The sequence below is a fragment of the Ahrensia kielensis DSM 5890 genome, from assembly GCF_000374465.1.
Classification (GTDB): domain Bacteria; phylum Pseudomonadota; class Alphaproteobacteria; order Rhizobiales; family Rhizobiaceae; genus Ahrensia; species Ahrensia kielensis.
On the sequence record NZ_KB894532.1, the window covers coordinates 58600 to 72617 of the forward strand.

The following is a 14018-nucleotide window of genomic DNA, read 5'->3' on the forward strand; positions in this document are numbered from 1 at the left end:
TCAAAATCGGCTGATTGTAATCTTGGAGACGCCGCGTGCTAACACTCTATTCCATGCCATCATCGGGCAATTCCTATAAGGTGCGCCTGCTGCTCAACCAGCTTGGCATCGGTTTTGAACATATTGATTGCGAATATAGTTCCGGCGCGACAACCAGCGATTGGTTCCGTGCAAAAAACCCAAATGGAAAAGTGCCACTGCTTGAGCTTGAAGATGGCCGCCTGATTGCAGAATCCAACGCTATTCTACTCTATCTGGCGCAGGGCAGTTCTTATCTGCCCGTCGATCTCTACGACCTCGCAAAAGTCCATGAATGGTTGTTCTTCGAGCAGAACTTCCACGAAGGCACCATAGCAACACGGCAAGCCATTTTTAAATATGAGCAGCGCGCCCATCTGCGGACGCCTGAACATCTTGACCCTTTGCTTGTTTCCGGCCACCGCGCGCTTGGCGTGATGGAAGCACAATTGGAAAAAACGCCGTTCATCGCTGGCAATGATTATACAATCGCGGATATTGCGCTTTATGCCTACACGCACACAGCTGGTGAGATTGGTAAATTCGAGATGGAACGCTTTCCGTTTATTAACAAATGGTTAAGTAATGTGTCTAAGCAAACACATCATGTGACCTTGGATTGGTTGCCTGCCACATAACGGCCACAAACTTACCTCGACATGGCCTAATTACGCGCCTCATCATGCCCCAATTTGATGCAAATTTTATCCAACAAGATAAAAGCTTAAAAGGCAGATCAAATTATGCGTATGTTACACAATGAACTGGAAATCGAGCGCGGCTATTGCCGCTCGCTTATGATTGTTGCAGGCACATTCTTTATCGCCAACCTGGTGCTTTTTATCGGCTTCACGGCATCGGCCAGCGCTCAAACAATGGATAGTGCAGCATCAGTAATGGCCCTTGCCAGAATGCTTGCCGCACCGGACGTCGCTTCCGATCTGACATTTGACAGCAGCAACCTGTTTATATTCGGCGCAATGGGTGCAGGCCTTTTGGTTATGGCTGGCGGTTTAATCGCCATGACAAAAAACCTCGTCCAAGATTTCACGCAGCCTGAAAAATCACGATATTAGCCCCACAATGTGCGGCTATTACTAAGCCCGTCATTTTGCCCCCCACCATACGGGCTTAGAAAAACGCCGGTGTAACAGCCGGCGTTTTTGTTTTTGGCTTTGAATTCGAAAAACTGCGCCTTATATACGCGCTATGAAAATACTCCTCACCATCGTTATAATCGCGCTCATCGCGGCCCTTTCATTCATCTTTTATGGAAGGGAGAAAAGCTGGCAATTATTTTTTGGCAATGCAGATTTAGGCACGATTGACCTCGCCAATATTAAACGGACTACAAAGCCGCATGATGCGCTTTTGTGCAGCGCGGATGTTTGTAAATCTGGTGCAGAAATAAATGAAACGCTTCCGACCTATAATGCCAAGGCTGAAGAGCTCATCATTATGATAGACAAGGCGTTTCAAGAAAGCGGCATGATCTATGAGCGCGTTGATGATCGCACCGATCCTTTGGCGGCACGCTATGTAACGCGCAGCAATCTAATGCGTTTTCCAGACACCAATCAATTTGTCGCCATTGATAATGCCGACGGCACATCCAGTCTCATCGCTTACGCCCGCGCACAAATTGGCTATTCGGATGCAGGCGTGAATTTAAAGCGCCTTAAAGCGATCACCGCAAAGCTGCCGCACTAAGCGGCAAGCCTCGCGGCCTTCGTATCAACTTTGGCTGGCATCAGTTTAAAGGCCAAAGCTTTTTGTAATCAGATAGGTCTTCTTTGTAGATACCATCGCAGGCAGATTTTTCGAGCGCTTCAACAAGCACAAAGCGATAGGTTCCGCCCTCACCTGCAAGGGTCCAACGGTTACTCGTGCCGCAATCGCCCAGACCACGTCCTTTGAAGAACGCGTAAAGTTCGCGCGTTTCACCATCCCAAACAATATTCCACGCTAAATCACTCACGCTCGGGCCTTCATTGCTCATCACAGGCAAAGCAAGCGGCGTGAACATATCGCCGTCCTGCATCCAAAAAGCATAAGGATAATTATAGGCACCCGCATCGCCGCAAGGCAGCGCTATGAGTTTATAACCATTATCCAACCCTGCTGAAAACCCGCCATCCACACGGCTTTGGCCTTCGCCGGTTTCATTGCTGCAACGCCCGGCTTCTTTTCCAAAAAACGTCAGCAAATCAGCGGGCACATCCGACCAGCTGGAATAGTTGGTAATATTGACTTCTTCAATCGCGTCATCTGCCTCGGTTGGCACATTGGCACTTAATGCCATAAGCGCATTATTAGAACCGATCCTGCCTTGAGCCTCATCGGCAAAGATAAACCCAGCTGTAATACCTGACAGTGAAAATGGCGCTGTCGTGCGCCCCGAACGCGTTGTGTAGCTGATTTGAACTTGCTTACCGCGCCGCACAGCCTTCATCAGCTTGGTCACGTTTTCCTGATCATTATAAAGATACTCATAGGTCGCAGCGCGGTAGCTAAGCTTTGATACATCAAGCTCCAAAACCATTTCGCCATCGACCATAATTTGCAAATTACTGCCACCGCGCAAAGCAGGCCGAGCGCTGATCACCATCTGCACAGGTGAATCCGGTGCCGCTGTGCGTCTAAAACCAAAACTTGAGAGAGATACACTCCGGTTCGCTATATAAATATTGCAAAGCAGCGCATTGTTACATGCCACATTCACATCGCGCACACGCTTGAATTGGTTGGCATGGGCGCTTTGGCCTATTCCAATAATAAGCATCGAGCATATGGCCATTACCCACAGCGCTATCATCGCATTTCTAGTTAATCTCGTCGATTGGGTCATGCTAAATTGCACCTTTTGATCAATTAAGTTTATGTGGGACAGGCGCAATGAAACTTCCAGTGCACCCGACTTGAGTTCCGTATAAACCTGACGACCATCGTGGGCAGAAATGCGCTTGAGAACAAGGGCTAAGCGTGCAAAACACCAACAAGTTTTCATATTCGCTCATTTGAGCCCACCAAGACTGGACCAGCTGAACATGCGCCGTATTTATGCCAATCTATTATTGCTGTTCGTCGGCGCTGTCTGGGGCATGGGCTTCGTTGCTCAATCAACGGCGATGGACGCAATTGAGCCAATATTTTTCACTGGCATACGTTTTTTAGCCGCAGCGATTGCTGTGCTGCCTTTTGCGATTTGGGAACAAAAGCGCCGCGCCCGCACAATGCCTGAGAGCGAACCAACTTTAACGCGCAAAAACATTCTCAATTTTGCAATCCTCGGCGCCATATTGTTTAGTTCATTGGCAACCCAGCAAATCGGCCTCTTGACGACTTCCGTTACCAATTCCGGCTTTTTAACGGGCATTTACGTTGTCATGGTGCCCGTGCTTGGTTTGCTTGTGCTGCGCCAAGTGCCGCACACCATTATCTGGCCTGCCTCGGCGCTCACACTTACAGGCATTTTTCTGTTGTCTGGTGGCAGCCTTACGGGCCTGACAACAGGCGATTATTGGACCATTTTATGTGCGGTCCTTTGGGCATGCCATGTGCTGTTTCTTGGCCGCGTATTGACCACACAGCGCGGCGGCAACACGCCGTTTACATTAGCAACAATACAATTTTTCACCTGCGCCATACTCGGCCTTGTGCTGGCATCCTTTTTTGAAACCGTCTCATGGGCAATCCTTGTTGCCGCAGCACCTGAAATCCTGTTCGCTGGCGTCGTCTCTGGCGGTGTCGCCTTCACGCTTCAAGCCGTTGCTCAGCAATATACAACCGCGCCGCAAGCTGCCATTTTCATGTCATCGGAAGCACTCTTTGCGGCCCTCTTCGGCGCAATCATTCTTGGCGAGCGCATTGGCTTTTCCGGTTACATTGGCTGCCTATTAATCTTCACAGCCATGCTCGCGGTTGAAATTATACCGATGTTACGACTGCGCGGACGCACTCAAATTTCGTAACAAGCGATCAACTCAAAATTCTATTGCAACTTTGTGATCGCTCTTGCCCAACCGCTTGAGCGCTCACAACAGAATTATGGCTCACGCAGTTCCAGCAAAACCGCACGAACACACCTAAATACGGCAAGTCGAAGCCAAATAAGGCATAATTATGTCGTTGATTTTACTTGATTTTTTAACATCAAGTGATTTGAGTTTAATTCCATTATCGCCCACATTGGTGAAGCGGAACGGCTGAACACCTCGATCCCCCAACCCTAAACGTTCAGACGTTGCGCATCTTTAAATGTTAAACTTAAAAGGAACACGACGATGAAAAAACTACTATCCGCAGCCCTAGTAAGTGCATCTGTTCTTGGCGCAACATTGCCAGGTTTTGCTGGTGAAGGCGAAGGTGTCGTAGCCGCCATTGAGCCGGCAACGGGCACAGTCATGCTTGAAGACGGTACCGCATGGACAGTTGGCGCAGAGGTTGATGTTTCAGCGCTCGCAGTCGGCGATTCAGTCAAGGTAACATATGAAGACGGCACGACAGTGCTGACATCTGTCGAAAAGATGTAATTTTAAGAATTCGGCGGCAGGCAATCTATTTTGCCTGCCGTTTTTCGGCCATCAATATGCCGTCAAATGACCGCTTGCCGGCATTCTTCCATAGCCCTAACATCGCCTCGTCCGGCAGCGCTTTAATCCTATAAAGCAGCTGTGTCCGGCCAAAACCTATTGGAATTTGACCGATGAAAAAATTTGCTTTTGCATTGATTATTATTGCCGCGGCAACCGCTTCAGTTTTTGCTGCAGAAATCGAAGGCACGGTAGAAAATGTAGATCTTGATAACATGAAGATCACGCTTGCCGATGGCAAGGAGTACAAGGTTGCTCAAGGCATTCCGCTTGAAATCTTGGCTGAAGGCGCAAATGTGATCCTCAACACAAATGATGATGGCACCGCAACTGACATCATGTTGATTGATTGATCTAAATGTACAAACCTCTGGACTTCGCTTCGCTGTTACATACGATGCGGAAAACGGAGGATGACAATGCCAAATTCTAAGCCAGATAATCCGCGCGGTGAACTGACAATACGAACGCTTGCCATGCCGGGCGACACCAATGCTGCCGGTGATATTTTCGGCGGCTGGGTGATGGCACAAATGGATTTGGCATGCGGTATTCGCGGCGCAGAACGCGCAGGTGGCCGCATTGTAACCGCCGCCGTCAATGAAATGTCCTTTGCCAGCCCCGTTAAAGTGGGCGACACGCTTTCAATCTATTCGGACATTGAAAAAATCGGCAATAGCTCAATGGTTTTATATATTGAGGCTTGGGCGCAGCGTTATCTAACAGATGTCAGCGAACGAGTGACTTTCGCACGCTTTACCATGGTCGCGATTGATACAAACGGCAAACCAACCAAAATTCCGCCCTTATCAAAGTAACGGCTGCACGGGTTAATATGGGCCTTCACCCATATAATTTTTAGCGACATACAAATGATAGGTATGAATATCATAGCCATATGCGCGAACTGTAATGTCACGTAAAAACGTCACATCTTCAAAAACCTTATCGACCATTTCATTTACGGGTAAAAAATCATCTGTAAGCACAAGTGCTGTTTGGCCCTTATGCACACTTGGATCAAACCAGAAGTCAAACTGATCGTTACGCAACCCCATTTTGACAACATCATCAGTGCCGCGCGTAACCGCCAGCATAGAAGCCGTACGGTAATCGGTTGTCATCACAAAATCTGGCTGAACTTCAGCTTCCGCGCGCGCGATTTCCTGCGCTATGAAGGACAAACCGTAGGAGATATCGATATCTCGAACACTTTTTCCATTATATTTATAAAGAGGATAAATGCCATAAATGACAAGCAGCCATGCACCGATTGTCAGGCAAAAGAATACATGAATATAAAACTCCAACTTTGAACGCACGAAAAACACAAGCATAGGCAATAGCACTGCGTAAGCCACCATATTCCAATATGGCAGAATCGTATTGGTAACGCTTAGAGCTATAAATGTCATCGTTGAAGCAATAACGACCCAGCGCGCGACACTGCGAAATTCACGTGCAGCCCCCGTCTTTTCCGGCCAAACAAACCGCACCGCTGCAATCAGAAAAACAGGGCCAAGATAAACCACTGAATTCAATGCCAAGAATATAAAATTATCTAAGGTGCCGCCGCCATTTGTCTGACCTATACGGTCTTGCAAATTATAGCGAAATGACGGCCAATCATTTTGCATATTCCAGATCAACACTGGCGCTTGCATCGCAAGCACCAAAGCTGCTCCTGCCCACATTTGCCAGCGCAGCAATAACCCACGACCAAGAGGTGTTACAAAAACAAATGCAGCAAAACCAAGCGCGAGGAATATACCGTTATACTTTGACAGCGCCGCAAGCCCGATAAAAAAACAAGCGCTCCAGTAATATGTCCAATTGAATGTTTGCTCTTTAGAGCTAACAACAAATAGTGCCATAAAATGTGCACAAGCCATCGAAAATACGATCAGCAGGCAATCCTGTATAGCAATAGATTGATAGCGCAAAATAAGCGGCGTCATCATAACAAAAAAGATCGACGCCAGAAATGCATCCAACGTACGCTTCGGAGCCAGTCTTTTACACCAAAACCACATAATCCAAGCAGCCGCAGCTGATGTGATCAGTGTTACAAGGCGCAGCGAATAGATCGACCAACCAAAAACTGCGTTACTGAAGGTTTGAACCCACGCCAATAACGGCGGATGGTCGTAATAAGAAAGCGCAGGGGTCTGTCCCCACAACCAGTAATAGGCTTCGTCTGCACCCAGAGGCATTGCAAAGAAATACAGCGCTTTGAAAAACAAAAATCCGGCAAAAAGAACAACCAAAACAGCGCGGGATGGTAAAACAGTATCTTCCCAGCTTTTTTCATGACACAATTTGGCATTAGCCATTTCGTCAACCTGTTCTATTCCTGTGTCATTCATATTCTAGTTCTCGCGGCGGCACATGATTATTGCCCACCCGCATCCAGCTATCACATGCTGCAATAGGACTTTGAACGCTGGCGTATATCGAAGTGGAAATGATCGTGGTGATCGCGGTCGCCCGGTCCAAGAACTGTACCAAACCGACCACACGCCTGCCCGCGCACAGATTTCAAAAAGCTCTTCTCACGCCAAGCAAAAAAGGCAGGCTTGGCAACTTTAATCACACGGCCGTTTTTCAGTTTGAACGAACCAATATCCACCGCATTGCCTTTGGAATGTTCCGACCATTTGTCTGTGCGTGCAATCTGACGGCATGAATAAGACGACATCTGCCTAATCTCGGCAATACCTGAAAGATAGCGTGAGCGTGCAGTTGGGCCAGCATCGCGTTGTAACCATTGCGCCATAGCAAGCGCTGCTTGGCAGTTCAATTTGGCAGCTGGTTTAAGCGCAACACCGCGTGCCAGACCGCTCACTTCAACAGGATATTCGATACCGCAACTGGCATTATCGTAAATTCTTGGAATATCTTTGAATGTCACATTCATGCGCTTAAGCGCAACACGGCATTGCTGTTCTTCGGCGGGCAAACCAGTGTTCTGCCGATTGCCAAAGCCTGGAATACCCAAACGCGGAAAAGAAAATATCGAACTGGTCTTTGTTGATTGATCCACGCCAGCACTTGGCTTCGGAACACCGTCCACCCAGCTTGCCCCCGTGCCGCAAGCAGCAAGGATTCCTGATGTGATAATCAAACTTAAGAAAGTCACACTTTTTTTGCGTGGCAAAGACATAGCCGCTTCATCCATTCGGTTTTTAGGCAATCGCCTAATGTGAGTCCCCGAACAGATTGTACGGCCCGTTGGTGAACGCGCCGTGTGCAAACTTGGTAAAGAAAGTGTTACATAACCCAAAAGGGGCCATAAGGCCCCTCAAATTCATGCAGTTTTGATATGATTATTCAACCAGTGATGCTGTTTGCAAATATTCATCCGGCGTTTGAAGGCTAGCTAAAGCACGCAGCGTATAGCTGGTTGTCACGTTCCAATCATTAAGCTGCACATTGCGTGCATCAATAACGATTTCTTCGTTCAAACGGCCCTCACCGCCCGGCGTTATAAACAATGTTTCAATGTCACCATTGGGCGCCATGACAGCATCTGAAACATAACCAGCCACTTGGCCATCGGCGGTCTCAACAGTCATGCCCATCCAAGCATCATTGAGCGGATGCTCTTCAATCATCGCCTCATCAAAGCTTTCAGAATAAGCGCTTTCGCCTTCAACGGCATAAGCGTTGGATAAATCATCAGCCTGTGCAACGCCAAGCGAACCCATAATAAAGGCGCTTGAAACTAAGGCCGCTTGCAAAAATGCAGCAAGGCCAGTTTTGCGTTTTGACGCTTCTGTATTTTTAAGGTCTGTAAACATCCTCTTATCCAATTCTTGTTTGCTCACTTCTGTGTTGAGCTTGTTGAATTTATCTGCGGCATTTACCGCTTTCTTGCTATATAAGCGCGCGAACCCCCATATTGGTTCCATAACGAACCGTTAACTTTTAGGGTCTGCAATGGTGTTAATAGCCGGAATTGGTTTTTTGCTTATATTGGCTGCAATTTACGCGCCCCAATATTGGGTAAAGCACACGATGGAAAAGCACAGTGAACCACGGGCTGATTTCCCCGGCACTGGAGGCGAACTTGCGCGTCACCTGTTAGAAACATTTAAGGTGGAAAATGTTAGCGTTGAAGAAACAGAACGCGGCGACCATTATGACCCGCGAGACCGTGTCGTGCGCCTGTCATCAAAGAACTTTCATGACCCAAGCCTGACCGCTATCGCAGTGGCTGCGCATGAGGTTGGCCATGCCATTCAGCATCACCGCGATGAGCGCGGCCTTAAAAACCGCCACCGATTGGTCAGCATAGCGATGGTGACCGATAAGATCGCAGGTATATTCTTCATTGCTGCGCCCGTACTCTTTGTCATTGTGCGCGCACCTGCCGCAATATTTGCAATGATTGCGCTTGGCATAATGCTCTTGGCAGTCCGCGTTCTAGTGCATCTCTTCACCCTGCCTGTTGAATATGATGCCAGTTTCAACAAAGCGCTGCCGATTTTAAAACAGGGCGGATATTTGCAAGGCGAAGATCTCGCAGCCGCCCAATCTGTGCTAAAAGCAGCCGCATTGACCTATGTTGCAGGCGCGTTAATGAGCCTGTTGAACCTAGCCCGGTGGATTAGGCTCCTGCGTTAATCAAGCAGGCACAAATTTGAGCGCGACGCCGTTTAAGCAGTGGCGCAAACCTGTTGGCTCCGGTCCATCATCAAAAATGTGGCCCAAATGACCACCGCAGCGGCGGCAATGAACTTCTGTGCGCGTAGAGAAGAACGAGTTGTCTTCTTTGGTGCGAACCGCATCATCAATATTGTCGTAAAAACTCGGCCAGCCTGTGCCGCTGTCATATTTGGTTTCGGATGCATAAATTGGTAAATCGCACCCTGCGCAATGAAATGTGCCAGCGCGTTTTTCATCATTGAGCGGACTTGTGAATGCGCGCTCGGTGTCCTCTTCACGAAGAACGCTAAATTGAGTTTCAGACAATATCGCACGCCATTCTTCAGCCGTTTTAGTGACTTCATAGGTCATATCACCAGCTTCAGGCGGGTATTTGCCCGAGGCAGCTTTCGCCGAAACGATACCAGCGCCAAGCATCGCGATATTCGCGCCAACAATAGAACTGTATTTTAAAAAGCTTCTGCGTTGCATGACGATCTCCTCAATTGATTATAGTCTAATTTTAAACTTGGTTCAAAGCGCGTTGGCATCTTCATAAAAAAGCCCCCAACCCTAAGGCTGAGGGCAGATTTTGATGTGTCCGAATTCACTTCGAACCACATGCAACCCTGCTATTAGTTTGCAGGTAGAAGAACTTTGTCAATCACGTGAATAACGCCGTTTGACTGGTCAACATCAGCGATTGTTACATTAGCAACATTGCCCTGACCGTCTTCGATCATGATTTTGTCGCCTTCATATTTGGCAGTAAATTCACAGCCGCCAACTGTTTTAACAGGGTGCGCGCCACCATCATCGTCCACCATTTTCGAAATGTCTTTTGACATCGCGTCTGCAGCAACAACATGACATGTCAGAATTTTTGTAAGCTGATCTTTATTTTCAGGCTTCAAAAGAGTTTCAACTGTACCTTCTGGCAAAGCTGCGAATGCATCATTCGTTGGTGCAAACACTGTGAACGGGCCTTCTCCTGAAAGCGTTTCAACAAGGCCAGCCGCTTTAACAGCAGCAACCAATGTTGTGTGATCTTTTGAGTTAACAGCGTTTTCAATGATGTTTTTATCTGCAAACATTGGCGCGCCGCCAACTTCTGGGTTCATCGCAAATGCAGTGGAAGCCGATGCCGCAACGATCAAAGCTGCAACGCTTGTTTTTAATGTCGTGAATTTCATTTTATAACTCCTCTAAAATCATGCTTTGTGCATGTTCAAAAGTAGTCACGCGGCAGCGTCTGATTTAGTTTCACTAAATACAAAAAAACCGCCGAAAATTTTCGGCGGTTTCTTCTGGATGGATTTTATAGGCGTTTATTGAGCGCTGATAACGCTCATAACCAATTTGTCATCCACTTTAATCGGACCATCTTCTTTAGCGCCGAGAGTGTACTCGAAAACACCTGTTTTCATGCCGCCAGCTTCAGAGTGAACCATCAACATAAGCTTGTCGCCAGAAGCAACTTCCTCAGTTAAAATAGCAGTCACATCCATGTTCATGCCTTCTTTGATTGGCGCATAGCCAACAACTGGGCCAGGTTTCATGGTGTCATCTGTACGGTGAACAACAAGCCAGCCATTTTCGCCGGCTGTAATTTCTGTTGCCGTCACAGTGCCGCCTGAAACATCTTGGTCCGAGGCTGTTACGCCCAGTGATGCGTGTGCAGCTGCGAATGCACCTGTGGCAATGGTCGCAGATGCAATCGTAGCAGTGATGAATGATGTAAGTTTAGTCATTGGAAACTCCCTTGTGTGATGTCCTAGTCACGGAGCAGCCCGACAAATAGTTTCACACACCAGCAATTAAATTTGCTGAACAGGTCCTGCAGCAAGCAAAGCGCCCGTTGGTTTGCCTGTGGCCGAGCCACCATCTGGCTCATCGGTAATCGCAAGCACCGCCTCAGAAGACATCGCAGCCTGAAGTTCCTCAGGCACATCGACTTCATAAATTGCGTCTGTCGGCAAAACACCCAAGGACACAGGATCTTGCGTGCCAGCAATGATCCATAATTCGAAATCACGGTTTTCAGCCGCTTCACCAGCCGTGCGCTTTAAGCGCAGTTTCTTGGCGCTATCGTCATAATAGGCAACAAGGCGAAGGTCAGAATTCTCTCCAGACATTTGCGCCACAAACACATTGCCACCATCACGTTGCGGCGGCGAAATAACATTATTCGCATAAAGACCGCCAACGACGATAAGCCCTGCCAGTGATGCAACAGAAAGCCCGCGCCAGAATCCGAGCGAACGCCACCAACCAGCTTCAGTGCTCGTAGATGTAAACAGACGGCTTTCTAATTTACGCAGCACAGAGGCAGGCGCTTCAACAGGCTCAACCTCATCTGCCAATGTTACAAATTGAGAGTTCCACCAAGCAACACGGCTGCGCAAATCGGCCTCTGTAACAATACGCTTTTCCAATGAAACGCGCTCGCCATGAGGAAGCGTGCCAAGCGCATATTCTGCCGCGAGCATCTCGTCCTTCTCATCTATGGTCACTTGCGAACTCATTGTTCCAAACATTCCCTTAAGCTGATGAGACTCCGGCGTAGCCAAGTCCGCATCGTGTTTATTGGCACGCTAAATCGCTCTGCCAATTCGTCATAACTATACCCTTCAACATAGGCGCCGCGCACTGCAAGAGCCTTCTGCTCGTCTAATTCTTGCAAGCAGCGGTCAATGCGCTTGCCTTCAGAGGTATTGATTGCCTCCTGTTCAGGCGTCTTGCTATCGTCAGACACGTCAAACGCATCATCAATATCAACGGCAATCGGCTTACGTGCTCTGATGACATCAATTGCGTGGTTTCTTGCGACCACAACAAGCCATGACATCGGGCTGTACTGATTGACGGCGAACTTGTCTGCATTGTTCCAGATTTTAACATAAATCTCTTGCAATGCGTCTTCCGCTTCGGCCCTGTTATTTAAAATACGCAGCACGACACCAAAAAGTTTCGCAGAGGTCAAACTATATAGCTGTGTAAATGCGGCGCGATTTTTCAGCGCGCATTGCGAGATCAAATTTCCAATATCGTCGGACAAGCTTCAATCCCTCCCGATGGCAACAATGCATCGTGCCTGCCAAACAAGCACGCGTTCTTGTTCATATTACGCCGGAGGCAGCTTACTGGATTGAAAATATTGTAAATTATTTTTCGCAGCACGGCTTAAAGCCAGTCAACAAGGTGCTGCCTCGGTAAAAAACCTATTCAATAGCAACGCTGCGAACAGGTGCCTGAAACTGAGAAAATGTGCCGTAAAGTTCATCGCCATTAGCAGTGGTGCGAAAAACACCTGTCGATTTTACCAAAACTTGCGGCCCATCTGTGGGCAATAATCGCAGAACAAACCGAAAGCCGGACTTATTGGCAATCGCTTCTTCAACACATTGCATCACCAACTCACGATCTTCTGGGTGGTAAGCATTAACCGCCGACACCAAATCCACCGGACCTGCTGTAGGCGACATGCCGTGAATGAGATAAACATCGCGGGTCCAATAAGTAAGGCCGGTCGCTATATCCAAGCGCCATGCGCCATAAGGATCAAAGCTGCTTAAGGGGTCGAGTAATGAGATACCAGTAAGCCCAATTTCGGCGAGGTCCTGTGAAGATTTTTCTACTTCACCAATTTGCATTGCAAGTGCCATTGATGACCTCCTAACTATTTAAGTAACCCCATACGCATCGCTTTACTAACAGCGTGCGCACGGTTTTGTGCATTGAGTTTTTGACAAATAGAACCAAGATAATGGTTGATTGTATGTTCCGAAATATCGAGAATTGATGCAATTTCAGCGCTGGTCTTGCCTGCAGCCGTCCATGCAAGACACTCTGCCTCGCGCGGCGATAACGCCATGTCAGATGTGCTTTTCTTAATTTCAAATTGCTTTAGCTTGGCAAAAATGGATTGCGAGAGAAAATTAAGCGTTAGCATTTCCTCCATCGATAAAGCATCGCGTTTGCCTGAAAACGAAACCGCGCCTAATTCACCAGCGGCAGTGTGAACGGAAAAATAAACGCCCATCTCCAAGCCGAAATCTCTGAACAATTCGACCGCAGCATTGGCTTTATCACCTTCGGCTCGCTCGACATTAATTGCGTCGAGTTCCCAAACAATAGGCTCTACGCTGGATTTCAAACGAGCAATGATGGGGCTTTTTTGAAGCAAGCCCAACTCATCATAGGCGTTGACGAGTTCCGGCGGCCAATTGGAGACAACAGACAAATCAGAAAGGTTTTGCTGCGCATCAGAAGGAATGTTGATGGATGAAAAATGTGAAAAATCATATTCTACGCAAATCGAGCGTAGCAACCGAAAAACATCATACGATGTTTGGCAACCAGCAATCAGCGAAAGGAATTTTGTTCCTTCAGATGTCGGCGCAGGCACTGCTTGTTTAATCGGAATCATTGAGTAACCCAGAACAAATTTCGCTTGGGGTGCAGAATCAACCGCACCACAAAAATGTACTATCTTAAAAAAATTAAGAAAATGACAAAACCGGCCCGCGCTCATTAACACGATCCGTTTCAATCAAAAGATACCCAAGGCGCAACAGCGCCATTTTGATCTCATATCCTTTATTGCGGCGGTTTTGCTACGCCTTTGCAATTCAGGTTTGCTGGAAAACCAGCCTTCTACTCACTCAACTCATGGAAGCTTTCTGCGAAGCTTTCTCATCATGCTATGGAATTTAGCAATTGGGTCTTAAATCCAAGTATGCCGCGCCAACACGATACGAG

Annotated in this window: 19 protein-coding genes; 8 read left to right on the forward strand and 11 right to left on the reverse strand. The window is 47.7% G+C overall.

Annotation, left to right across the window (positions count from 1 at the left end; translation table 11 throughout):
- The first annotated feature begins 35 nt into the window (after positions 1 to 35).
- The 3 genes from C504_RS0114150 (at position 36) to C504_RS0114160 (ending at position 1728) form a co-directional block, all read left to right on the forward strand.
- The gene (locus C504_RS0114150; protein WP_026317522.1) at positions 36 to 656 is read left to right on the forward strand and encodes a glutathione S-transferase family protein; all 621 of its coding nucleotides are present in this window, start codon (positions 36 to 38) and stop codon (positions 654 to 656) included.
- 105 nt (positions 657 to 761) lie between these two features.
- A complete protein-coding gene (locus C504_RS0114155) occupies positions 762 to 1094 on the forward strand; it encodes a hypothetical protein (RefSeq protein WP_018690020.1) in 333 nt (110 codons plus the stop codon).
- A gap of 133 nt (positions 1095 to 1227) precedes the next feature.
- On the forward strand, positions 1228 to 1728 hold the full coding sequence (locus tag C504_RS0114160; RefSeq protein ID WP_018690021.1) for a DUF1499 domain-containing protein: 501 nt from the start codon (positions 1228 to 1230) through the stop codon (positions 1726 to 1728).
- A gap of 40 nt (positions 1729 to 1768) precedes the next feature.
- On the opposite strand, the gene C504_RS18410 is transcribed toward C504_RS0114160, so the two are convergent.
- On the reverse strand, positions 1769 to 2800 hold the full coding sequence (locus tag C504_RS18410) for a DUF1176 domain-containing protein (RefSeq protein WP_169385136.1): 1032 nt from the start codon (positions 2798 to 2800) through the stop codon (positions 1769 to 1771).
- 265 nt (positions 2801 to 3065) lie between these two features.
- On the opposite strand from C504_RS18410, the gene C504_RS0114170 reads away from it, so the two are divergent.
- The 4 genes from C504_RS0114170 (at position 3066) to C504_RS0114185 (ending at position 5428) form a co-directional block, all read left to right on the forward strand.
- Positions 3066 to 3989 carry a DMT family transporter gene (locus C504_RS0114170; protein ID WP_018690023.1) on the forward strand — a complete coding sequence of 308 codons (924 nt, stop codon included), beginning with the start codon at positions 3066 to 3068 and terminating at the stop codon, positions 3987 to 3989.
- A gap of 312 nt (positions 3990 to 4301) precedes the next feature.
- Positions 4302 to 4550, forward strand: a complete 249-nt coding sequence (locus tag C504_RS0114175; protein WP_018690024.1) for a DUF1344 domain-containing protein — start codon at positions 4302 to 4304, stop codon at positions 4548 to 4550.
- 173 nt (positions 4551 to 4723) lie between these two features.
- Positions 4724 to 4963 (forward strand): DUF1344 domain-containing protein, encoded by a 240-nt coding sequence (locus C504_RS17975; RefSeq protein WP_018690025.1) that lies wholly within the window; start codon positions 4724 to 4726, stop codon positions 4961 to 4963.
- 60 nt (positions 4964 to 5023) lie between these two features.
- Entirely contained in the window at positions 5024 to 5428 is a 405-nt protein-coding gene (locus C504_RS0114185; protein ID WP_018690026.1) for an acyl-CoA thioesterase, read from the forward strand.
- Between the two features lie 12 nt (positions 5429 to 5440).
- Here C504_RS0114185 and C504_RS0114190 read toward each other — a convergent pair whose 3' ends face one another.
- The 3 genes from C504_RS0114190 to C504_RS0114200 form a co-directional block, all read right to left on the reverse strand.
- Complete coding sequence (locus tag C504_RS0114190) at positions 5441 to 6976, reverse strand: ArnT family glycosyltransferase (protein ID WP_018690027.1); 1536 nt, start codon at positions 6974 to 6976, stop codon at positions 5441 to 5443.
- 50 nt (positions 6977 to 7026) lie between these two features.
- Positions 7027 to 7773: an extensin-like domain-containing protein gene (locus C504_RS17980; RefSeq protein WP_169385138.1), complete on the reverse strand. Its 747-nt coding sequence runs from the start codon at positions 7771 to 7773 to the stop codon at positions 7027 to 7029.
- A 163-nt stretch (positions 7774 to 7936) separates the two neighbouring features.
- A complete protein-coding gene (locus C504_RS0114200; protein WP_156815966.1) occupies positions 7937 to 8410 on the reverse strand; it encodes a PRC-barrel domain-containing protein in 474 nt (157 codons plus the stop codon).
- A 139-nt stretch (positions 8411 to 8549) separates the two neighbouring features.
- Here C504_RS0114200 and C504_RS0114205 point away from each other — a divergent pair, with 139 nt between their 5' ends.
- On the forward strand, positions 8550 to 9236 hold the full coding sequence (locus C504_RS0114205; RefSeq protein ID WP_018690030.1) for a zinc metallopeptidase: 687 nt from the start codon (positions 8550 to 8552) through the stop codon (positions 9234 to 9236).
- Here the strand turns inward: C504_RS0114205 and msrB are convergent, their stop codons facing one another.
- The 7 genes from msrB to C504_RS0114240 all read right to left on the reverse strand — a co-directional run bounded on the left by msrB (position 9237) and on the right by C504_RS0114240 (position 13686).
- Positions 9237 to 9749 carry a peptide-methionine (R)-S-oxide reductase MsrB gene (gene msrB, locus C504_RS0114210; RefSeq protein WP_018690031.1) on the reverse strand — a complete coding sequence of 171 codons (513 nt, stop codon included), beginning with the start codon at positions 9747 to 9749 and terminating at the stop codon, positions 9237 to 9239. It lies immediately after the preceding gene.
- Between the two features lie 143 nt (positions 9750 to 9892).
- Positions 9893 to 10450 (reverse strand): fasciclin domain-containing protein, encoded by a 558-nt coding sequence (locus C504_RS0114215; RefSeq protein ID WP_018690032.1) that lies wholly within the window; start codon positions 10448 to 10450, stop codon positions 9893 to 9895.
- Between the two features lie 135 nt (positions 10451 to 10585).
- A complete protein-coding gene (locus C504_RS0114220) occupies positions 10586 to 11008 on the reverse strand; it encodes a DUF7282 domain-containing protein (RefSeq protein WP_018690033.1) in 423 nt (140 codons plus the stop codon).
- 66 nt (positions 11009 to 11074) lie between these two features.
- Entirely contained in the window at positions 11075 to 11782 is a 708-nt protein-coding gene (locus C504_RS0114225) for an anti-sigma factor (RefSeq protein ID WP_026317523.1), read from the reverse strand.
- Positions 11779 to 12315 (reverse strand): sigma-70 family RNA polymerase sigma factor, encoded by a 537-nt coding sequence (locus C504_RS0114230; protein WP_018690035.1) that lies wholly within the window; start codon positions 12313 to 12315, stop codon positions 11779 to 11781. Before C504_RS0114230 ends, C504_RS0114225 begins: the two co-directional genes overlap by 4 nt.
- Before the next feature lie 163 nt (positions 12316 to 12478).
- Positions 12479 to 12922 (reverse strand): PAS domain-containing protein, encoded by a 444-nt coding sequence (locus C504_RS0114235; RefSeq protein WP_018690036.1) that lies wholly within the window; start codon positions 12920 to 12922, stop codon positions 12479 to 12481.
- A gap of 14 nt (positions 12923 to 12936) precedes the next feature.
- Positions 12937 to 13686: a helix-turn-helix transcriptional regulator gene (locus C504_RS0114240; protein ID WP_018690037.1), complete on the reverse strand. Its 750-nt coding sequence runs from the start codon at positions 13684 to 13686 to the stop codon at positions 12937 to 12939.
- Positions 13687 to 14018 lie beyond the last annotated feature (332 nt).